Genomic DNA, 22,753 nt, shown 5'->3' on the forward strand with positions numbered 1-22,753 from the left:
AACATCGAATCAGGAACGCCCGCGTACGAGCATGAATGCATTGACCGAGAAGGATGTGCGCCGCAATGCGCTGGTGCTCAGTTGTGCGCAGTCGCTGGGCGGGGCCAACCCCGCCATCGTCATTTCGCTGGGCGGGCTGGTGGGGCAGATGCTGGCCACCGACAAGTCGCTGGCGACGCTGCCCGTGAGCCTCTACAACCTCGGCCTGGCGCTGGGGACGATCCCGGCGGCCATGCTGATGCGCAGGCTGGGGCGCCGTGCCGCCTACATGCTGGGCGCGGTGATCGGCGGCGTGGCCGGGTTGCTGGCGGCCTACAGCATCACCACCGGCATGTTCGCGCTGTTCTGCGTCGCCACCGCCATCGCCGGCACCTACGGGTCGTGCGTGCAGAGCTATCGCTTCGGGGCGACCGACGGGGCCGACGCCAATTTCAAGGCGCGGGCGATTTCCTGGGTCATGGTGGGCGGGCTGGTGGGCGCGGTCATCGGGCCCCAGACCGTGATCTGGACGCGCGATGCGATCGGCGGCATTCCCTTCGCCGGCAGCTTCCTCGGGCAGGCCGTGCTGGCGCTGGCGGCGCTGCCGGTGCTGCTCCTGCTGCGCGGATCGGTGCGTCCCGCGGCCGAGCAGGGCGGTGGGCGGCCGCTGCGCGAGATCGCGTTCTCGAGCCGCTTCGTGGTGGCGGTGGTCGCCGGCATCGTCTCGTACGGGATGATGAGTTTCGTCATGACGGCGGCGCCCATCGCGATGGTGGCGTGCGGCCACACGGTGGGCGAGGCCGCGCTGGGCATCCAGTGGCACGTGCTGGCGATGTATGGGCCGAGCTTCGTCACCGGCAGGCTGATCACGCGCTTCGGCAAGGAGTGGGTGACGATGGCCGGCTTGCTGCTCATGGCGGTGTCCGGCGCGGTCGCGCTGCATGGCCTGAGCGTGGGGCACTTCTGGCTGTCGCTGGTGTTCCTGGGCGTGGGCTGGAACTTCGGTTTCATCGGCGCCACCGCCATGGTCACCGACTGCTACCGGCCCGAAGAGCGCACCAAGGTGCAGGCCCTGAACGACTTCCTGGTGTTCGGCTCGGTGGCCATCGCGTCGTTCTCGTCGGGCCGGCTGCTCAACGCCTCGGGATGGGAAACCATCAATTGGCTGCTGTATCCGGCCGTGGCGATCGTGCTGATACCCCTGCTATGGCAGGCGGGCCGCACGCGTCGCGCGGCCGCCTGACACCGGCGTTCCGTCCCGGATTCAATTAGGGCGGCCGAACAGTTCGGCCCGCCCGAACATGTTCGCGGTTTCCCGCGCCGACGGCGAGCCCAGGTCGGGATTGGCGCCACCGTCCAGCAGCGCCCGCACCACTTCTTCTTCTCCCTTGAACACGGCCCCCGCCAGCGGGCTCTGTCCCCGGTCGTTGACGCGGTTGGGATCGCCGCCGTGTTCCAGCAGTGCCCGGACCGTGGCGGCATGGCCGTGGTAGGCGGCCAGCATGATGAGGCTGTCTCCCTTCTGGTTGGTCAGGTCCGCCGGCGCGCCGGCCGCGAGGTAGGCGGCCAGCGTTTCCGTTTCGCCCTCGCGGGCGAGATCGAACAGCTTGCTGGCCAGGGCCAGCACGGCATCGTTGGGCTGGTAGGAATCGCTAGAGCTCATGGTGTTTCTCTTTTGGTGATCAAAGGCTTCCACGCGGCGCGCGGGAAGAATGTCGTTACAAACCCGGCGCAACGCCGGGCATACGCGGCGCACCATGGCATGCATATTGCCCTTGTCTCCGGCAAGGGGTGCCCATCCCGGGAGGGACGCCGCATCGGACGTGTACATCTTACTCACAGCGGTAATTTTTATCGGCGAGGATGGACATTATCCGGCGCGGCACCCGCCCGCCGCACGAGGAAGATCCCTGCGCATGTGAAGTCCCGACCCAATCATCAGCTGCCCCTGGGGAAGCGTCTTTTGCCGGAGAAACATCTTGCTGCCGAGAGTCATGCTAGTAACGTCGGAGGCCCTGCCGCTCGCCAAGACCGGAGGCCTGGGCGATGCGGTGAGCGGCCTGGCGCGGGCCCTGCGCGACGCGCACGTCGACGCGACCATCTTCATGCCCGCCTATGAAAGCGCGCTGCATGCCGCCATCGACCTGGAGAAAGTGGCCGATCTGCCCGGGCTGATCGGCGGCGATGCCGAGGTCTGGGCGGGGTGGGTGGCCGATACCGAGATACCGGTGCTGCTGCTGCGCAACGACGCCCTGTACGTGCGTGCCGGCAATCCCTACCTGGATGCGGACGGAAAGGAATATCCCGACAATGGAATCCGCTTTGCCGCGCTGGCCCAGGCGGCACAGAAGATTTCGGTGGGTGAGACGCCGATCCGGGTGCCGCACGTGGTGCATGCCCACGACTGGCACGCGGCGCTTACGCCGCTGTATCTGCACGCCGCCGGCATCAAGCGGCCGAAGACGGTGCTGACCATCCACAACCTCGCGTTCCAGGGCAACTTCCCGCTGCACCTGGCCGAGCAACTCGGTATTCCGCCCGCTTATCGCGGCAGCGACGGCGTGGAATTCTGGGGCAACCTGAACTTCATGAAGGCGGGGCTGCGCTACGCCGACAAGATCACGACGGTCAGCGCCACCTACGCGCGCGAGATCCTGACGCCGGCGTTCGGCCACGGACTGGAGGGCGTGCTGGGTTTGCGCGCCCATGAACTGCATGCCATCCCCAACGGCATCGACACCGAGGTCTGGGACCCGGGTTGTGATCCCTACCTGCCCGAGCATTTCTCCGCCCTGGACATGCGCGGCAAGATCCGCAACAAGCTGGAAATGCAGCGCGCGTTCGGCCTGCCCACCGATCCGGAGGCGCCGCTGCTCGCCATGGGCAGCCGCCTGACCTCGCAGAAAATGGCGGATCTGGCGATCAAGGTGTTCCCCCTGCTGCTGGCGGCGCATCCACGCCTGCAGATCGCCGTGCTCGGCTGCGGCGAACGCGCGCTGGAAGCGGCATTGCAAGACCTGGCCTCGCACCATCCCCGCAACCTGGGCGTGCACATCGGCTACGACGAACGGCGCGGCCACCTGCTGCATGCCGGCGCGGACATGCTGCTGCACGGCAGCCGCTTCGAGCCTTTCGGCCTGACCCCGCTTTATTCCATGCTGTACGGAACCGTGCCCATCGCGTCCCGCGTCGGCGGACTGGCCGACAGCATTACCGGCCTGTCGCCGGAGCCAGATGCCGAGGTCGGTTCGGCCACCGGCATCCTGTTCGACGGCGACAGGCCCGCCGACATGCTGGCGGCCGTCGAACGCGCGCTGGAGACGTTCGCCCAGCCCCAGCGGTGGTCGGCCCTGCAGAAGAACGGGATGACCCGTCATTTCGGCTGGGAAGCCTCCGCCGCCCAATATGTGGAGCTGTACCGCATGCTCGCGCCGGTTGCTCCCGTGGGCGCGCCCATGGTTGCCCGCCGTCCGGCAGCGGCCGGCGTTCCGGTCGAGGCCAGCATACGGAAACGGGCCTGATGGCGGAGCGACGTCGACCACCGCTGCGTATCTGCCACGCCAGGGCCTCGGCCCTGGGGCCGGTGCTGGATGGCGCGGGCGCCCTGGCCGTACCCTGGCGCGGATGGCTGGAGAAGGCCGCCGGGCTGGGATTCGGACAGGTGCTGGCCGACGCGCGCGACGCCGGCGAGGAGGCCGCGTGCGGGGCGCTGGCGCGCGCCGCGTCCCGGCGTCGATTGGAGTTTTATCTGGATTGCCCGCCAGCCGGCGACGAGGCCGCAGGCGCGGTCGACTGGACGGCGCGCGGCCCGGTGTGGCGCGACCTGGGCGCCAGGGGGCTACTGATCAGGGACTTGGAGCCATCCGCTTCGTTGTCGAAGCGGATGGCGCCGCTGCGCCAGCGCGAGGATGGCCTGGACCTGCTGGCGTGGACCCCCGGCCTGTCTCGGGAGGCGGTGCGGGGCCTGCGCGGCCTGGGTTTTTCACACGTGTTTTCGTCGCTGGCCTGGTGGGACTTTCGCAGCGCCTGGTTCATGGACGAATGGCATGCGTTGGCGGATACCGGCTGCGCCGTGCTGGCCTTCCCGGCGGACCCGTATGGGGCCGGCGCGGCGGGCGTCGGCGTGCCGGACGCCGAGGTGCGGCGGCGCGCCTCGATCCGCGCGCTGTGGGCGGCCGCCACTTGCGGTGCCGGCTGGCTGGTGCCCATGGGGTATGAACGGCACGGCCTGGACGGTGCGCCGCACGATCAACTGGACCTGAGCGCGGACCTCCAGGCGGCGAACCGCTGGCTGGCGCGGGCGCCGGCCGATGATGTGGCGCTATTGCCGCTGGGCGGCGCGGACGCGCCCATCGCCATGATGCTGCGGCGCGCCGCCGGGCAGCGAGGCCGGCGCAGCCATCTGCTGCTGTTCAATCCCGACCTGCTGGCCGCCTCGGCGGTGGACTGGCCCATGATCCAGTCCCGGCTGCCGGATCGCACGCAGCGGCCGGCCGAGGGCGGCGTGCCCGCCACGCTGGAGCCCGGCGGCGCGCACGTCGTGGAACTGGGGCCCGCGCCGCCCGTGGTGGCCGGGCTGCCGCGCCGCCGGTCGTTGACCGCGGCCATGGGCGCGGCCCGCGTGGCCATCGAGGCGGTCGAGCCCGCCATCGAGCAGGGCCGCTTCGCGGTCAAGCGTACGCCGGGCGAAGCGTTGGCGGTGCGCGCCGACATCTTCATGGATGGCCACGACAAGCTGGCCGCGGACCTGCTCTGGCGCGCCGCCGACGAGGAGGCCTGGACCCGGGTGCCCATGGCCCATCTGGGCAATGACCGCTGGGAGGCCGTCTGCCGCTTCGAACGCGTGGGCATGGGGTGCTATGCGATCGAGGCCTGGCGCGATACCTACGCCACCTTCCTGGACGAACTGCGCAAGAAGACGGATGCGGGCGTGGACGTGGCGGTGGAAGTCGACGAGGTTCGCGGCTGGATATCGAAGGTGCTGGGCCGTGCGGCCCAGGCCGGGCACGAGATGCGGGCACGGGCCGGGGAAGCCGCTCGGGGCCTGGCGGACCTGTCCGGCGACGCCTGCCTGGCCTGGATACGTTCGCCCGAGGCCGCCGCCTTGGTCCAGGCGCTGGAGCCCCGCGAGTTCGCATCGCGCTCGGCGGAGTTCCCGGTCCGGGTGGAACGCCGGACCACCCGGTTCGGCAGTTGGTACGAATGCTTTCCGCGTTCGCAAAGCGGAGACGTGAACCGGCACGGTACCTTCGCCGACGTCGTGGCACGCTTGCCCGCGATACGGGACATGGGCTTCGACGTGCTGTACTTCCCGCCCATCCATCCCATCGGCCGCCGGAACCGCAAGGGCCGCAACAACAGCCTCGAGGCCGCGCCCGGCGATCCGGGCAGCCCTTACGCCATCGGTTCGGAAGAGGGCGGACACGACGCGATACATCCCGAACTGGGGACGCTGGACGACTTTCGCGCGCTGGTGGGCGAGGCGGCCCGGCACGGGCTGGAGATCGCCCTGGATTTCGCCATCCAGTGCTCGCCCGACCATCCGTGGCTGGCCCGGCATCCCGACTGGTTCGCGTGGCGTGCCGACGGTTCGCTGCGCTATGCCGAGAACCCGCCCAAGAAATACGAGGACATCGTCAACGTCGACTTCTACGCGCGTGCCGCGAACGGGCGCGACACCGCCTCGGGCCTGTGGCTGGCGCTGCTGGACGTGGTGCTGTTCTGGGCGGGGGAAGGTGTGCGGATCTTCCGTGTGGACAATCCGCACACCAAGCCCCTGCCGTTCTGGGAATGGCTGATCGCCCAGGTGCATGCGCGCCATCCCGACGTGGTGTTCCTGTCGGAGGCCTTCACCCGGCCCAAGATGATGTACCGGCTGGCCAAGCTGGGCTTCTCGCAGTCCTATACCTATTTCACGTGGCGCGAGACGCGGCGGGAACTGACCGATTACCTGGAGGAAATCTCGCGGCCGCCTGTATCCGATTTTTTCCGGCCCAATTTCTTCGTCAATACGCCCGACATCAATCCGCGCCACCTGCAGGACTCGGGCCGTCCGGGTTTCCTGATCCGTGCCGCGCTGGCGACCACGCTGTCGGGGTCGTGGGGCATGTACAGCGGCTTCGAGCTGTGCGAGGGAACGCCGGTGCCCGGCAAGGAGGAATACCTCGATTCCGAGAAGTACGAGATCCGGGCCTGGGACTGGAGCCGGCCGGGCAATATCGTGGCCGAGATCGGCGTCCTGAACCGGATACGGCGCGACAACCCCGCGTTGCATCTCCATACAGGCACCGGTTTCCTCAACACCGATAATGACCAGGTGCTGGCCTATACCAGGACGACGCCGGAGCGCGACAACGTGGTGCTGGTGGTGGTGAACCTCGACCCGCACGGCGCGCAAGGCGCCAACGTCGAACTTCCGCTGTGGGAGTTCGGGCTGCCGGACGATGGCACGCTGCATGCCGAAGACCTGCTGCGCGGGTATCGCTTCGACTGGCGTGGAAAGATGCAGCACGTGTGGCTCGAACCTGGCGGCCCCTACGCGATATGGCGTATATCCCGACGATCCTAGGATCCCTGCTTCCCGGGGATCCATCGGCAGGCGAGGACGCATGAACAACAAGCGCGAGACATCCGTGAATGCCGTCAACCGGGGCGATCCGCTCTGGTACAAGGACGCGGTCATCTACCAGTTGCACATCAAGTCCTTCTTCGATGCCAACAACGACGGCATCGGGGATTTCTCCGGACTGCTGTCCAAGCTCGACTACATCGCGCAGCTGGGCGTGGATACGATCTGGCTGCTGCCGTTCTACCCCTCGCCGCGGCGCGACGACGGGTACGACATCGCCGAGTACCGGGGCGTGCATCCCGACTACGGAGAACTGGCCGACGTGCGGCGCTTCATCGCGGCGGCCCACGAGCGCGGCATGCGCGTGATTACCGAACTGGTGGTCAACCACACGTCGGACCAGCATCCATGGTTCCAGCGCGCGCGCCACGCCAAGCCGGGCTCGGCCGCGCGCAATTTCTACGTGTGGTCCGACAACGACCAGGCCTACGCCGGCACGCGCATCATCTTCATCGACACCGAGAAATCGAACTGGACCTGGGATCCGGTGGCGGGCGCCTATTTCTGGCACCGTTTCTATTCCCACCAGCCCGACCTGAACTACGACAATCCGCGCGTGCTCAAGGCCATCCTGAGCGTGATGCATTTCTGGCTGGACCTGGGGGTGGACGGGTTGAGGCTGGACGCCGTGCCCTACCTGGTCGAGCGCGAGGGCACCAACAACGAGAACCTGCCCGAGACCCATGCGATCCTGAAGCGCATCCGGCAGGACCTGGAGGCTTCCTACGACGACCGCATGCTGCTGGCCGAGGCCAACCAATGGCCCGAGGACGCGCAGGAATACTTCGGACAGGGCGACGAATGCCACATGTCCTTCCACTTTCCGCTGATGCCGCGCATGTACATGGCCATCGCCAGGGAAGACCGCTTTCCCATCACCGACATCATGCAGCAGACGCCGGACATACCCGGCAATTGCCAGTGGGCGATCTTCCTGCGCAACCACGATGAACTGACGCTGGAGATGGTGACCAGCAGCGAGCGCGACTATCTGTGGGAGGTGTATGCCGCCGACCGGCGGGCGCGGCTCAACCTGGGGATACGCCGCCGGCTGGCGCCGCTGATGGAGCGCGACCGGCGCCGCATCGAGCTGATGCACAGTCTGCTGCTGACCATGCCGGGCACGCCCGTCATCTACTACGGCGACGAGATCGGCATGGGCGACAACATCCATCTGGGCGACCGCGACGGCGTGCGCACGCCCATGCAATGGTCGCCCGACCGCAACGGCGGTTTCTCGCGCGCCGATCCCGAGCACCTGGTGCTGCCGCCGCTGATGGGCAACCTGTACGGCTACGAGGCGGTCAACGTCGAGGCCCAGTCCGGCGATGCCCATTCGCTGCTGAACTGGATGCGCCGCATGCTGGGCAAGCGGCGCCAGTACCGCGTATTCGGGCGCGGCGGCCTGCGTTTCCTCTATCCGGGCAACCGCAAGATCCTGGCGTACCTGCGCGAGCACGAGGAAACCACCATCCTGTGCGTGGCCAACCTGTCGCACACGCCCCAGGCAGTGGAACTGGACCTGGCGGAGTTCGACGGCCGGGTGCCGGTCGAGCTGACGGGGGGCACGGCGTTCCCCGCCGTCGGCCGCCTGACCTACCTGCTGACCTTGCCGCCCTATGGCTTCTACTGGTTCGAACTGAGCGCCTCGGCGACGCCGCCGAACTGGCACCTGGCCACCGCCGACCAGTTGCGCGAGTTCCGGACCCTGGTGCTGCGCGGCAAGACGGGCTATGACCTGACGACCGAATCGCGCCGCACGCTGGAACACGACGTGCTGCCGGAATACCTGGCGCTGCGGCGCTGGTTCGCCTCGAAGCACGAGCGCATCGTCTCGGGCCGCGTGGTCTACGGCGTGCGCCTGCCGGCCGGCGACGAACTGTATCTGACGGAGATCGAGGCCGACCTGGGCGAGCGGCGCGAACGCTACGTGGTGCCGCTGGGACTGATCTGGGAAGAAACCCTGCCGCAGTTGCAGCAGCAACTGGCCCTGGCGCGCGTGCGGCGCGGCCCCATGGTGGGCATGGTGACCGATGCCTTCAGCCTGCAGAGCTTCGCCGTGGCGGTGTTCGACAGCCTGAGGAACGGCGTCGAGCTGGAGTCGCGCATCGCCGCCTCCGACGGCGGGAGCGCCCGCATACGGTTCCTGCCCGAACCTGGCCTGGAAGCGGTGGCGGTCGATGCCGACACGCCCATCCGGTGGTTGTCGGCCGAACAGTCCAACAGTTCGCTGGTGGCCGGGACCGCGGCCGTGCTGAAGATCGTGCGCCGGGTCACGGCGGGCACCCATCCGGAAAGCGAGATGACGCGCCACCTGACGAAGCTGGGTTTTCGCAACACGGCGGCGCTGCTGGGAGAAGTGGTGCGGGTGGACGAGGACGGCACGCCGCACACGCTGATGCTGGCCCAGCAGTACGTGGACAACCAGGGCGATGCCTGGAACTGGACGCTGGAGTACCTGCACCGGACGCTGGACGACGCCGCGCTGACCGCCGAGAGCGCCGAGGACTACGGCCAGGAGTTGCGCGGCTACGCCACGCTGGCCGCGGCCGTGGGCCGGCGGCTGGGCGAACTGCACGCCGCGCTGGCGCTGCCTTCCGAGGATCCGGCCTTCGCGCCGGTCGAGGCCTCGCGCGAGGACGTCGCGCGCTGGGTGGACGATACGCGGCAAAGCCTGGATCAGGCGCTGGCCATTCTCGCCGCGCGCAGGGACTGGGGCGACCTGGCGGCCGACACCGCGCTGCTGCTGGACAACCGCGGCCTGCTCGAGGCCGCCATCGACCGGCTCGGCCAGGCCGTCGGCAATGCCTGGCTGACCCGGGTGCACGGGGATTTCCACCTGGGACAGGTGCTGGTGGCGCAGAACGATGCCTACATCATCGACTTCGAGGGCGAACCGGCGCGCACCATGGACGAGCGGCGGCGCAAGCGCAATCCGCTGCGCGACGTGGCGGGCCTGTTGCGCTCGTTCGACTACGCGTCGGCGGTGGTCGCGCGGGCGCCGGATGCCACGGTCCCGGCCGCCGGTGCCAATCCCATCGCCGGTCCGTCCGTCGACACCGTGGCGCAGCGCCGCGATGTCCTGCTCGAACGGTTCCGCGTCGAAGCCTCGGGCGCGTTCCTCGATGCCTACCGCGAGGCCGCGGCCGCGGCGCCCCGGCCCTGGGTGGACAGCAAGGACGAGGAAGCGCTGCTGGCGCTGTTCCTGATCGAGAAGGCGGCCTACGAAGTGTGCTACGAAGCCGCCAACCGGCCGGCGTGGATAGGGGTGCCGCTGCGTGGCCTGGTGACGCTGGCGGGCCGGATCGAACCGGCCATACGGAGGGAAGAGGATCTTGACGGACAACAGCCGTGACGGCGGGATCGCACCCGCGGATATCGACGCACTGGTAGCCGGCAGGCACGCCGACCCTTTTTCCGTGCTGGGGCCGCAACTGCGCGATGGCCGGCTGTGGCTGCGCGCCTTCCTGCCCGGCGCCGTGACCGTGCAGGCCGTGTCGGACACAGGGGGCGTCGTGGACCTGAGGCCGCTGCGCGCCGGCGTGTTCGAGGCCCGGGCCGATCCCGGCTTCCTGTCCGCCCGCGCGGGCTACCGGTTGCGCATCCAGTGGCCCGACGCGTTCCAGGAGGTCGAGGACCCGTATGCCTTCGGCCTCGTCCTGGGCGACGAGGATCTCGCGCTGCTGGCGCGCGGCGACCACGACGGCCTGGCGGCCTGCCTGGGCGCGCATTGCACCACGATGGACGGAATCCCGGGCGTGCGCTTCGCGGTGTGGGCACCCAATGCCCAACGCGTATCGGTGGTGGGCGGTTTCAATGCCTGGGACGGCCGCCGCCATCCCATGCGGCTGCGGCATTCCGCGGGCGTATGGGAATTGTTCGTGCCCCGACTGTCGCACGGCGAACCCTACAAGTACGAATTGCTGGGACCCGATGGCGGCCTGCTGCCGCAGAAAGCCGATCCCTGCGCCTTCCAGGCCGAGCCGGCGCCGGGCACGGCATCGGTGGTCGCCGATCCCGAGCCTTACGCGTGGACGGACGAGGCCTGGATGGCGGGCCGCGCGGCGCGCCATGCGACCGATGCGCCCATTTCGATCTATGAGGTGCACGCCGGCTCCTGGCTCGGGAAAGAAGACGGCGGGACATGGACCTGGCACGAACTGGCCGATCGCCTGATCCCCTACGTGGCCGGAATGGGATTCACGCATCTCGAGCTGCTGCCCATCATGGAGTATCCCTTCGGCGGTTCGTGGGGCTACCAGCCGCTGGGCATGTTCGCGCCCACGGCGCGCCATGGCTCGCCCCGCGACTTCGCGGCGTTCGTCGACCGCTGCCACGCGGCGGGCCTGGGCGTGATCCTGGACTGGGTGCCCGCGCATTTTCCGACCGACCCCCACGGGCTGGCGCGCTTCGACGGTACGGCGCTGTACGAATACCAGGATCCGCGCGAAGGCTTCCACCAGGACTGGAACACCTACATCTACAACCTGGGCCGCAACGAGGTCTGCAACTTCATGCGGGCCAGCGCGCTGCACTGGCTGGGCCGCTATCACGTGGACGGACTGCGGGTGGATGCGGTGGCCTCCATGCTGTATCGGGACTACAGCCGCCGCGCCGGGGAGTGGGTGCCGAACAGCCACGGCGGAAGGGAGAACCTGGAAGCCATCGCCTTCCTGCGCGACCTGAACGGCAGGGTGCGGCGCCTTTTTCCCGACGCCATGATGATCGCCGAGGAATCCACCGCCTGGCCGGGCGTGACCGCGCCGCCGGAAGCGGGCGGGCTGGGGTTCCACTACAAGTGGAACATGGGCTGGATGCACGACACGCTGCGCTACATGCAGCGGGATCCCGTGCACCGGCACTACCATCACCACGACCTGACTTTCGGCATGGTGTATGCCTATTCCGAGCAGTTCGTGCTGCCGCTCTCGCACGACGAGGTGGTCCATGGCAAGGGTTCGCTGATCGGCAAGATGCCCGGCGACCGCTGGCAGCGCTTCGCCAACCTGCGCGCCTATTTCGGCTTCATGTGGAGCCACCCCGGCAGAAAGCTGTTGTTCATGGGCGGAGAGCTGGCCCAGGAACGCGAGTGGAACCACGACGCGCAACTGGCCTGGGACGCCCTGGCCGATCCGCTGCATGCCGGCGTGCAGCGGCTGGTGGCCGACCTGAACCGGACCTATGCCGGCACGCCCGCGCTGCATCGGCGGGATGGCGAGCCGGCGGGATTCCGCTGGGTGATCGGCGACGACGATCGTAACAGCGTGTTCGCCTACCTGCGCCTGGACGGCGACCGCTGCGTGCTGGCGGTGTGCAACATGACGCCGGTCCCGCGCGGCGACTACCGGCTGGGCGTGCCGCGGGGAGGGCGCTGGCGCGAGATCGTCAATACCGACGCGGCCGACTATGGCGGCTCGGGCGTGGGCAACGCCGGCGCGGTCGAGGCGCGGCCACAGGCCGCGCATGGCCTGGCCCATTCGCTGGTGCTGACGCTGCCGCCCCTGGCCACCTTGCTGCTCGAAGCCGAATGACCATGGGCGCCATCGCCGACCGGCTGCTGCCCGGCCGCCCGTACCCCCTGGGTGCGCACTGCGACGGGATGGGCGTGAACTTCGCCGTGTTCTCGGCGCACGCGCACCGGATCGATCTGTGCCTGTTCGACGAGTCGGGACGCAAGGAAGTCGCGCGCATGGCCCTGCCCGAATGCACCGACGAAGTCTGGCACGGCTACCTGCCGCGCGCCGGTCCCGGACTGGTGTATGGCTATCGGGCCTTCGGTCCCTACGAGCCGCAGGACGGCCACCGCTTCAATCCCCACAAGCTGTTGATCGATCCCTATGCGCGCAAGCTGGCCGGTTCGCTGCGCTGGACCGACGCGCTGCACGGCTTCAGGCGCGAAGAGCGCGGCATGGACCGCCGCGACAGCGCCGCCGCAGTTCCCAAGTGCGTGGTGGTGGACGATGCCTTCGACTGGCATGGGGACCAGCGGCCGGAATGGCCGTGGGGCCAGACCGTGATCTACGAGGCTCACGTGCGGGGAATGTCGATCTCGCGCGAGGACATGAGGCCCATCGAACGGGGCACCTTTCGCGCGCTGACCGATCCCGCGCTGATCGACCACCTGCTGTCGCTGGGCGTGACCTCGCTCGAACTGCTGCCCATTCATGCCCACGTCAACGACCGCTTCCTGGTCGAGCGCGGCCTGCGCAACTACTGGGGCTACAGCAGCCTTTCCTTCTTCGCGCCCGAACCCTGCTATCTGTCGCGCGACGAGCTGCACGAAATCCGGACCGCCGTGCGCAACCTGCATGCGGCCGGCATCGAGGTGATCCTGGACGTCGTCTACAACCACACCTGCGAGGGCAGCGAGACCGGGCCGACGCTGTCATGGCGCGGGCTGGACAACGCCAGCTACTACCGGCTGGTGCCGGGCGACGAGCGCCACTACGTCAACGACACGGGCTGCGGCAACACGCTGAACCTGTCGCATCCCCGGGTGGTGCAGATGGTGATGGACTCGCTGCGCTACTGGGCCGAGGCTTTCCGCGTGGACGGCTTTCGCTTCGACCTGGGCGTGACGCTGGGCCGCGAGGCCGGCGGCTTCGATCCCGGTGCGGGTTTCTTCGACGCGCTGCTGCAGGATCCGCTGCTCTCGAGGCTCAAGCTGATTTCCGAGCCCTGGGACATCGGTCCCGACGGCTATCACGTCGGCCACCATCCGCCGGGATTCGCCGAATGGAACGACCGCTTCCGCGATACCGTGCGCCGTTTCTGGCGCGGCGACGAGGGCGTGCGGCCGGAGCTGGCCACGCGGCTGGCGGGTTCGGGCGACCTGTTCAACCGCCGCCATCGCCGCACCTGGGCTTCGGTCAATTTCTTTACCGCGCACGACGGCTTCACGCTGGCGGACCTGGTCAGCTATGCCCACAAGCACAACGAGGCCAACGGCGAAGAAGGGCGCGACGGCAGCAACGAGAACCTGAGCAGCAACTGGGGCGTGGAGGGGCCGACCCTGGATCCGGCCGTGCTCGGGACGCGCGCCACGGTGGCCCGTGCCATGCTGGCGACGCTGTTCTGTTCGCACGGCACGCCCATGCTGCTGGGCGGCGACGAGTTCGGCCGCACCCAGTTCGGCAACAACAATGCCTATTGCCAGGACAACGAGATATCGTGGTTCGACTGGCGCCTGGCCGCCTCGGACGAGGGCCGGGCGATGACGGCTTTCGTCGCGCGGCTGGCCGCGCTGCGGCACGAATATCCGTCGCTGCGCAGCGAGCGCTATATGGCGGACTACCACTTCGTCGAGGAAGGCCTGGCCGAGATCGGCTGGTTCGACGAGCGGGGGGAGCGGGTCGACAGTCACGCATGGAACGATCCGCACCGGCGCGCGCTGGTGCTGCGCCGGGCCGCCCGCCACGACGGCCGCGTCGAGGTCACGCTGCTGCTGGTCAACGGCCATGATCATCCCGTTCCCTTCTCCTTGCCGGCGCCCGTCGTGCGCTGGCGCATGCTGGTCGACAGCAGCCGGCCGGAGGCGCCCGAGGCCGAGATGGTGGAGATGTCGCTGGAACTGGCGCCGCGCAGCGTGGTGTTGCTGGGTTGCCGGATGAACATGCCATGAAGAAGGCCCCGCTTGCAGAGAAATTCGGCGCACGCCTGCTGGGACCGGACCGCACGCGCTTTCGCCTGTGGGCGCCGGGCCAGCAGGCCGTGTCGGTGGAACTGGATCCCGGCACGGCGCACGCGTCCATCGTTCCCATGCCGGCCCGGCGGGAAGGCTGGTTCGAGGTCGAGGTGGCGCGCGGCGCCGGCACGCGCTACCGGTATCGGCTGGCCGACGGAACCGCCGTCCCGGATCCGGCCTCGCGCATGCAGGACGGCGACGTGCACGATGCCAGCGTGGTCGTCGATCCAACCGCCTACCCGTGGCGCAACACGCGCTGGCGCGGCCGGCCCTGGAGCGAGGCGGTCATCTACGAACTGCACGTGGGCGCCATGGGTGGCTTCGACGGCGTGCGCGGCCACCTGCCGCGCCTGGCCGAGCTGGGCGTGACCGTCATCGAACTGATGCCCATCGCTGATTTTCCCGGCTCCCGGAACTGGGGCTACGACGGTGTGCTGCCCTATGCGCCCGACCGCGCCTATGGCACGCCCGAGTCGCTCAAGGCCCTGATCGACGAGGCCCATGGCCTGGGGCTGATGGTGTTCCTGGACGTGGTCTACAACCACTTCGGACCCGACGGCAATTACCTGCATGCCTACGCGCCGTCCTTTTTCCGCGACGACGTGCATACGCCGTGGGGGCCGGCCATCGACTTTCGCCGCAAGCCCGTGCGGGAGTTCTTCACCGGCAACGCGGCGTACTGGCTGCATGAATACCGCTTCGACGGCCTGCGGCTGGATGCGGTGCATGCGATCGCCGAGCAGGACTGGCTGGAGGAGATGGCCCATGCCATCCGGCAGGCGACCGACCGCCAGCGCCACGTGCACCTGGTCATCGAACACGATGGCAATGCGGTGCCGCTGCTGGAGCACGAGTTCGACGCGCAGTGGAACGACGACGGCCACCACGTCCTGCACCGGCTGCTGACGGGCGAGACGCAGGGCTACTACCGCGACTACGACGACCGGCCGGCGGCGCGGCTGGCGCGCTGCCTGGCCGAGGGCTTCGTCTACCAGGGCGAGGCATCGGCCCATCGCGGCGGCCAGCATCGGGGCCGGCCGTCGGCCCACCTGCCGCCCACCAGCTTCGTGCTGTTCCTCCAGAACCACGACCAGATCGGCAACCGCGCGCTGGGCGAGCGCCTGCGGACCCTGGTGGGCGCGCGCGTGCAGGCCCTGCGCGCGGCGGTGGCGCTGGTGCTGCTGGCGCCCCAGATCCCGTTGATCTTCATGGGCGAGGAATACGGCGTGGAGACGCCGTTCCTGTACTTCACCTGCCACGGTCCGGACCTGGCCGCGGCGGTACGGGAAGGGCGGCGCAAGGAGTTCGAGAGCTTTCCCGCCTTCGCCGACGAGGCCGCGCGGGCCGCCATCCCGGATCCCAACGAGCCATCGACCTTCGAGGCATCCCGGCACGGCCTGTTCCAGGACACGGCGGACTGGTATGCGTACTACCAGGCGCTGCTGCGTTGCCGGCGCGACGCGCTGATGCCCAGCCTGGACGCGACACGGGCCCTGTGGGCGCGGGCGCTGGGCGAACGTGGCGTGGAGGCGCGCTGGAGCCTGGGCGACGGCCGCGTGCTGGCGATCGCCGCCAACTTCGGCGACGACGCGGTGGCGGCGACGGTACCGGGATCGGCCTTCGACCTGCTGTTCGAGAGCCGCCAGGGGCTGGCACGCGGCTTGCGGCACGGCGAACTGGAACCCACGTGTACTCTTGCCTGGACGGAGGCGCAGACGCCATGAGCGGACCGGATGACGACCTCGAACGCCTGGCCGGCGCGGCCGGCGTGGCCGTGCACTGGCGGGACGCCATGGGCCGGGAACAGGCCGTGGCGCCGGAAGTGCTGCGTACGCTGCTGGCCGAACTCGGTTTCGAGGTGGACACGCCGGCGTGTGTCGCCGATTGCCTGGCGCGGCTCGCGCGCGAAGGATCGCAAGGATTGCCCGCGTTGAAGACCGCCTCGCCGGGCGAGCCCATCGAATTGCCATGGACCGGCGACATGGACGAACTGCCGTTCCAGCTGCTGTTCGAGGAGGGCGGAAAGATGAGCGGCATCGCCCGGCGCGGCGCGAGCGGCGCGCTGGTCCTGCCGGGCGTGGATCGGCCCGGCTATCACACCCTGCAGTTGGGTGCGGCGTCCTGCACGCTGGCCGTCGCGCCGGACCGCTGCTTCGCCATCGAGGACGCCCTGCATGGCGCGCCGGCCCGCCTCTGGTCGCTGGGGGTCCAGCTCTATGGCCTGCGCCGCGATGCCGAGGCATCGGTCGCCGTGGGCAGCGCGGGGTTCGGCGATTTCACCGCCTTGCGCCTGCTGGCCGAACAGGCGGCCGCGCGGGGCGCGGCCGCCTTGGCCGTGAGCCCGGTGCATGCGATGTTCAGCGCCGATCCGGGACGCTACAGCCCCTATGCCCCCTCCAGCAGGCTGTTCCTGAACGTCCTGTATGCGGATCCGGCCGCCTTGTTCGGACCGCAGGCGCTGGCCGCCGTCTCGGCGCGAGGGCTGGGAGACGAACTGTCGCGGCTGGCGGGCTTGCCCCTGATCGACTGGCCGGCCGCCGGGCAGGCGAAGCTGGCCGTGCTGCGGACCTTGTTCGATGACTTCCCGCGCAATGCGCCGCCGCCTCTTCACGAGGATTTCCAGGCCTTCGAGCGGGAGGGCGGCGAGCCGCTGCGCTCGCACGCGCGCTTCGAGGCCATCCACGCCTGGCGTGTGGCGCAGACGCAGGACCGGTCGGGCTGGCGGCACTGGCCCGCGGCCTTTCGCTCGCCCGCCAGCCCGGAGGTCGCGCGTTTTGCCGCGCAGCACGAGCGCGAGGTGAGCTTCCATGTCTTTCTGCAATGGCTGGCCGCGCGCGGGCTGGGGGACGTCCAGGTCGCCGCCCGCCGGGCCGGCATGCCCGTCGGCCTGATCTCGGACCTGGCGGTCGGCACGGACCCCTCGGGCAGCCATGCCTGGGCACGGCAGGAAGAAGTGCTGGCCCGGCTCTCGCCCGGCGCGCCGCCGGACATCTTCAATCCCCGCGGCCAGGCGTGGGGGCTGACGGCATTCTCGCCGCGCGCCCTGGCCGCGAACGGCTACCGCGCCTTCATCGAACTCCTGCGGGCCAGCCTGGCGCACGCGGGAGGCGTGCGCATCGACCATGCCCTGGGCCTGTCGCGCATGTGGCTCGTGCCCGAGGGCGCTTCGCCGGACGAAGGCGCCTATGTGCGCTATCCCTTCCAGGACATGATGCGTCTGGTCGCCCTGGAGTCGTGGCGCCATCGCGCCATCGTGATCGGCGAGAACCTCGGCACCGTGCCCGAGGGTTTCAACGAGCAGATCGCGCGCGCGGGCATGCTGGGCATGGACGTGCTGTGGTTCACCCGCGAAGGGGGCTGGCCGGGCGCGCCGTTCAAGGCGCCCGGCGACTGGTCGCGGCAGGCGCTCGCTACCACCACCACGCACGACCTGCCGACGGTGACGGGATGGTGGCGCGGCACCGACATCCATTGGCGCGCGGAACTGGGCCTGCTGGCCGAGGGGCGCGACGCCGGAACCGAAGAAGCGGAGCGCGGACAGGACCGTACCCGGTTGTGGGAGGACCTGGGCCGTGCCGGCCTGGTGGACGCCGGCGGGCCGGTTCCGCCGGAGGCGCCGGTGACCCAGGTGCTCGATTTCGTGGCGCGGACGCCGGCGCCGCTGGTGGTGGTGCCGCTGGAGGACATGCTGGGCGTTGCGGAACAGCCCAATCTGCCGGGCACCATCGATACCCATCCCAACTGGCGCCGCCGCATGCCGCTGCCCGTGGAGTCGCTGTTCGAGGAACCCGGCGCGGCCGGCCGCGCCGCCTTGCTGGCCAGGACGAGGGGACGGCCATGAGCGCAGCCACTTCTGCCAGGCGGGCGGGCACCGTCACCTGCGGCGTGCCGCGCGCCACGGCGCGCCTGCAGTTCCATGCAGGCTTCCCTTTCGAGGCCGCGGCCGCGCAGGTCGGCTATTTCCACGCGCTCGGCATCAGCCACCTGTACGCCTCGCCCATCACGCGCGCGCGGCCCGGGTCCATGCACGGCTACGACACCGTGGACTATGGCTGCGTGAGTCCGGAGCTGGGCGGCGAGGATGGCCTGCGCGAACTGGTGGCGCGGCTGCGCGAGCACGGCATGGGGCTGATCGTGGACATCGTGCCCAATCACATGGGCGTGGGGCGGGACAACGCCTGGTGGTGGAGCGTGCTCAAGCTCGGGCGCGCCAGCCCCTATGCGGAATTCTTCGATATCGACTGGGAGCCGGCCGACCCGGCGCTATGCGGCAAGGTGCTGGCTCCCTTCCTGGGAGACCAGTATGGCCGGGTCCTGGCTTCCGGCGACCTGTCGGTACGGCCAGACGAGGAGACGGGCGAATCCGTCATCGCCTATTTCGATGCGCGCTTTCCGATCACTCCCGACTGCGCGGCCGAGGTCGCGACCCAGCCGCCCGGGGCCTACGATGCCGCGCGGCCCGAGGGCAGGGCGCGTCTGCACGCGCTGCTCGAGCGCCAGCACTATCGGCTGGCGTGGTGGCGCACGGCGGCCGAGGAAATCAACTGGCGGCGCTTCTTCGAGGTCAGCGACCTGATCGGCGTGCGCGCGGAAAGGGAAGACACGCGCGAGGCCATCCATGCGCTGCCGTTTCGCCTGTACGCCGAAGGCCTCATCGATGGCGTGCGCGTCGATCACATCGATGGCCTGGCCGATCCCGAGGCCTATTGCCGCTACCTGCGCGAAAACCTGGCCGCGCTCGACGCCGACCGGCCGCCGGGCTGCCCACGCGACGTACCCTACATCGTGGTCGAGAAGATCCTGGCATCCGACGAACCGCTGCCCGCGAGCTGGCGCGTGCACGGAACCACCGGCTACGACTTCATGAACGACGTCGGCGCGCTGCTGCACCATCCCGAAGGCGAAGCCCGGCTGACCGCCCAATGGGAGGCCGTCTCGGGCGAGGCGCGCGGCTTTCGCGCCCTGGTGCTGGACGTGCGGCGCCGGCTGGTCGCCCAAAGCTTCGCGGGCGAGTGCGACGCGCTGGTGCGTGTGCTGCACGGCATTGCGCGCGCCGATCTTTCCACCCGCGATTGGGGGGCGCCGGCCATCCGCCGGGTGCTGACCGAACTGCTGGTGCATTTTCCCGTCTACCGGACCTACGTGGGAGGCGAGACACCCCTGGCGGCCGACGACGTGGCCATGGGCATCGCCTGCAAGGGGGCACGGCAAGCCCTGCGGCGCGCCGACCATGGGCTGCTGGATCTGCTGGCGCAATGGCTGGGGCAGGTTCCGGACGCGCCGGCCACGCCGGCGCTGCGGGCCTGGCGCAGGGAGGCCCTGCGCCGGTTCCAGCAACTGACGGCGCCGCTGGCGGCCAAGTCCGTGGAGGACACCGGCTTCTACCGCTATGGGCGGCTGCTGTCGCGCAACGAGGTCGGTTCCGACCCCGGCGTGTTCGCGCTGGATGCCGAAGGCTTCCACCGCAAGGTGTTGGCGCGGGCCGCGCGTTTCCCCGACGCGATGCTGGCCACCGCCACCCATGACCACAAGCGTGGGGAGGATGCCCGGGCGCGCCTGGCGGTACTGAGCGAACTCGCCGACGAATGGCTGCGGCTGGTGCAGTCATGGATGCGCCGCCACGAGGCCTTCATGGCACGCGAAGGGCCGCGTCCGGCGCGGGCGGACGAATACATGCTGTATCAGACGCTGTTCGGCGCCTGGCCCCTGGATCTGGCCATCGTCGACGAGGCCGGCATCGCGGCGCTGGCGGACCGGGTGGGCGAGTGGCAGACCAAGTCCCTGCGCGAGGCCAAGCTGCGTTCGAGCTGGGTGGCGCCCGCCGATGCCTACGAACAGGCCTGCGACGCCTTTCTGCGTGCCGTGCTCGATCCCCGCCGCAACGGCCGCAGCCTGCTGGAGCTGTCGGCCTTCGTGGCGCGCGCCGGCGCGGCGGGTGCCCTGAACGGCCTGGCCCAGACCCTGTTGCGGCTGGCCACGCCGGGCGTGCCGGATCTCTACCAGGGCACGGAGTTCTGGGATTTCAGCCTGGTCGATCCGGACAACCGCCGGCCGGTGGACGATGGTCGCCGCCGCGCCGCGCTGGAGGCCGATGCCGACGCCGCCGCGCTGGTGGCGGGCTGGCGCGACGGCCACGTCAAGTTCCAGCTGATCCGGCGCGCCCTGGCGCTGCGCCAGCGGGATCCCGAGCTGTTCCGACGCGGCGACTACCTGCCGCTGGCGGCGCACGGCGACGCCCAGGATGCCGTGCTGGCCTTCGCGCGCCGCCACGACGACCGCTACGCCGTGGTCGTCGTGCCGCTGCACGCCTCGGCGCTGGTGCTGGCCTCGGGCGCTTCGCCGGTCCCCCACGTCCCGCCACGGGCCTGGGGCGACACGTTCATCGACCTGTCCGGCCTTGCCCGCGACGGCACCCTGCACAACGTCCTGGACGGCCGCTCCTGCGCCGTGGCCGACGGGGCGGTGCGGGTGGCAGACGTGCTGGCCGCCTTCCCGGTCGCCCTGATGTACGCCTGATCCCGCGTTGGCCGCCGACCACCCGCCGGGCCGGGGGAACCTCTACACTTGCGCTGCCCCCTGTGGGCAAAAACCAAAATAAAGAGAGGGAGTGTATCTATGGCGGGTTCTTACTTTCCGGCCTGGCGCGAACAGCCAGGCAGCCTGGAGGCGGGGCGCGTCATCGCGCCCGACGAGCGTCTGCCGTGGCCGCAGATGCTCGCCATGGGCGTGCAGCACGTGGTCGCGATGTTCGGCTCCACCGTGCTCGCGCCGCTCTTGATGGGTTTCGATCCCAATCTGGCGATCTTCATGTCGGGCATCGGCACGCTGCTGTTCTTCCTGGTGGTCGGGGGCCGGGTGCCCAGCTACCTGGGGTCCAGCTTCGCCTTCATCGGGCTGGTGATCGCGGTGACCGGATACGGGGGGGCCGGGCTGAACGGCAACATCGCCGTGGCGCTGGGCGGCATCATCGCCTGCGGCGTCGTCTACGCGCTGATCGGGCTGGTGGTGATGGCCTCCGGCTCGGGCTGGATCGAGCGTTTCATGCCGCCCGTGGTCACGGGCGCGGTGGTGGCCGTCATCGGCCTGAACCTGGCGCCGATCGCGGTCAAGGGCGTCACCGCCAACACCTTCGACGCCTGGATGGCGCTGGCCACGGTACTGTGCGTGGGGATCGTCGCGGTCTTCACGCGCGGCATGCTGCAACGCCTGCTGATCCTGGCCGGCCTGCTGCTCGCCTACGTGCTCTACGCGCTGCTGACCAACGGCATGGGACTGGGCAAGCCCATCGATTTCACGCCGGTCGCGCAGGCCGCGTGGTTCGGGCTGCCCAACTTCACGGCGCCGGTGTTCAAGCTGGACGCCATGATCCTGATCGCGCCGGTGGCGGTGATCCTGGTGGCCGAGAACCTGGGACACCTGAAGGCGGTCAGCGCCATGACGGGCTACAACATGGACCGCTACGTGGGCCGCGCCTTCGTCGGCGACGGCGTCGCGACCATGTTGTCGGGCAGCGTGGGAGGCACCGGCCTGACCACCTACGCCGAGAACATCGGCGTCATGGCCGTCACCCGCATCTACTCGACGCTGGTGTTCGTCATTGCCGCGCTGATCGCCATCCTGCTGGGATTCTCGCCCAAGTTCGGCGCGGTCATCCAGACCATTCCCGGGCCGGTGCTGGGCGGCGTGTCCATCGTGGTGTTCGGCCTGATCGCCGTCGCCGGCGCGCGGATCTGGGTCGAGAACCGGGTCGATTTCTCCGACAACCGCAACCTTATCGTGGCCGCGGTCACGCTGGTGCTGGGCACGGGCGATTTCACCCTGCATTTCGGCGGCTTCGCGCTGGGTGGCATCGGCACCGCCACCTTCGGCGCCATCCTGCTCAACGCCTTGCTGGCGGGGACGCGCAAGCGCTGAACGCCAACGCGGCCGACACGCGCAAGGCGTGCCGGCCGCGCCGGTTCATCGGGCAACGGCAGGCGCCGTCACGAGGCCGGAAGCCGTGCCTCCCAGCGGCCACCCTGCTGGTAGAACTCGTAGCGGTGGGTGCCCTCGCGGCGATTGCCCTTGACGTCGGCGCTGGTCGTGACGTCGCAGGTCACGCTCTGGGCGCTCGAGGCGCTGCAATTGTCCAGGGCCTTGACCTCCAGCGAGCGCGTCATGCTGGTCGCCGAGGGGCTGTCGAAGCCCTGCTGGTTGTTCATGGACTGGATTTCCCTTTGCATGGCGTTCTGCAAGGCCTGGGTGGCCTGGTCCCGCGTCGGGGCCTGCTGGGCGTATGCCGCGGCGCAGCAGCCGGCCAGCCCGATGGCCAGGACGAAGTGTTTCACCCCGGGGCCGCCCCGGGAAGAAATGCGGCCCCCATGGGGGGGCTGCACCGCGTAATCGGTATGCTTCATCGCGTGCTCCTCGTAGATCGAAAACACCACGCCTTTCAATCTAGTCGGCTTCGCGGCCGCGCTGTG

At 69.5% G+C, this 22,753-nt stretch carries 12 protein-coding genes; 10 read left to right on the plus strand and 2 right to left on the minus strand.

The window, feature by feature from the left end; genetic code table 11:
• Positions 1–31 precede the first annotated feature (31 nt).
• Entirely contained in the window at positions 32–1,222 is a 1,191-nt protein-coding gene (locus EGT29_RS09610) for an MFS transporter (protein WP_124688814.1), read from the plus strand.
• Positions 1,223–1,243: 21 nt separating this feature from the next.
• On the opposite strand, the gene EGT29_RS09615 is transcribed toward EGT29_RS09610, so the two are convergent.
• Positions 1,244–1,642 carry an ankyrin repeat domain-containing protein gene (locus EGT29_RS09615; RefSeq protein ID WP_124688815.1) on the minus strand — a complete coding sequence of 133 codons (399 nt, stop codon included), beginning with the start codon at positions 1,640–1,642 and terminating at the stop codon, positions 1,244–1,246.
• A gap of 331 nt (positions 1,643–1,973) precedes the next feature.
• Between EGT29_RS09615 and glgA the strand changes: the two genes are divergently transcribed.
• From glgA to EGT29_RS09660, 9 genes are all read left to right on the plus strand, one after another.
• Positions 1,974–3,500, plus strand: a complete 1,527-nt coding sequence (gene glgA, locus EGT29_RS09620; RefSeq protein WP_124688816.1) for a glycogen synthase GlgA — start codon at positions 1,974–1,976, stop codon at positions 3,498–3,500.
• Positions 3,500–6,547, plus strand: a complete 3,048-nt coding sequence (locus EGT29_RS09625) for an alpha-1,4-glucan--maltose-1-phosphate maltosyltransferase (protein ID WP_202865604.1) — start codon at positions 3,500–3,502, stop codon at positions 6,545–6,547. The genes glgA and EGT29_RS09625 overlap by 1 nt, the downstream gene beginning before the upstream one ends.
• Positions 6,548–6,587: 40 nt before the next feature.
• Positions 6,588–9,962, plus strand: coding sequence for a maltose alpha-D-glucosyltransferase (treS, locus tag EGT29_RS09630; RefSeq protein WP_124688817.1), 3,375 nt, complete (start codon positions 6,588–6,590; stop codon positions 9,960–9,962).
• Positions 9,943–12,138 (plus strand): 1,4-alpha-glucan branching protein GlgB, encoded by a 2,196-nt coding sequence (gene glgB, locus EGT29_RS09635; protein ID WP_124688818.1) that lies wholly within the window; start codon positions 9,943–9,945, stop codon positions 12,136–12,138. Before treS ends, glgB begins: the two co-directional genes overlap by 20 nt.
• 2 nt (positions 12,139–12,140) lie before the next feature.
• Positions 12,141–14,228 carry a glycogen debranching protein GlgX gene (gene glgX / locus EGT29_RS09640; RefSeq protein ID WP_124688819.1) on the plus strand — a complete coding sequence of 696 codons (2,088 nt, stop codon included), beginning with the start codon at positions 12,141–12,143 and terminating at the stop codon, positions 14,226–14,228.
• Positions 14,225–16,015 (plus strand): malto-oligosyltrehalose trehalohydrolase, encoded by a 1,791-nt coding sequence (treZ, locus tag EGT29_RS09645; RefSeq protein ID WP_124688820.1) that lies wholly within the window; start codon positions 14,225–14,227, stop codon positions 16,013–16,015. The genes glgX and treZ overlap by 4 nt, the downstream gene beginning before the upstream one ends.
• Entirely contained in the window at positions 16,012–18,132 is a 2,121-nt protein-coding gene (gene malQ, locus EGT29_RS28725; RefSeq protein ID WP_124688821.1) for a 4-alpha-glucanotransferase, read from the plus strand. Before treZ ends, malQ begins: the two co-directional genes overlap by 4 nt.
• The gene (gene treY / locus EGT29_RS09655; protein WP_124688822.1) at positions 18,129–20,807 is read left to right on the plus strand and encodes a malto-oligosyltrehalose synthase; all 2,679 of its coding nucleotides are present in this window, start codon (positions 18,129–18,131) and stop codon (positions 20,805–20,807) included. The genes malQ and treY overlap by 4 nt, the downstream gene beginning before the upstream one ends.
• Before the next feature lie 99 nt (positions 20,808–20,906).
• Positions 20,907–22,205: a solute carrier family 23 protein gene (locus tag EGT29_RS09660; protein ID WP_124688823.1), complete on the plus strand. Its 1,299-nt coding sequence runs from the start codon at positions 20,907–20,909 to the stop codon at positions 22,203–22,205.
• A 68-nt stretch (positions 22,206–22,273) separates the two neighbouring features.
• Here the strand turns inward: EGT29_RS09660 and EGT29_RS09665 are convergent, their stop codons facing one another.
• The gene (locus EGT29_RS09665; RefSeq protein ID WP_124688824.1) at positions 22,274–22,687 is read right to left on the minus strand and encodes a hypothetical protein; all 414 of its coding nucleotides are present in this window, start codon (positions 22,685–22,687) and stop codon (positions 22,274–22,276) included.
• Positions 22,688–22,753: the final 66 nt, after the last annotated feature.

Origin of the sequence: Pigmentiphaga sp. H8 (genome assembly GCF_003854895.1) — a bacterium.
Classification (GTDB): Bacteria; Pseudomonadota; Gammaproteobacteria; order Burkholderiales; family Burkholderiaceae_B; genus Pigmentiphaga.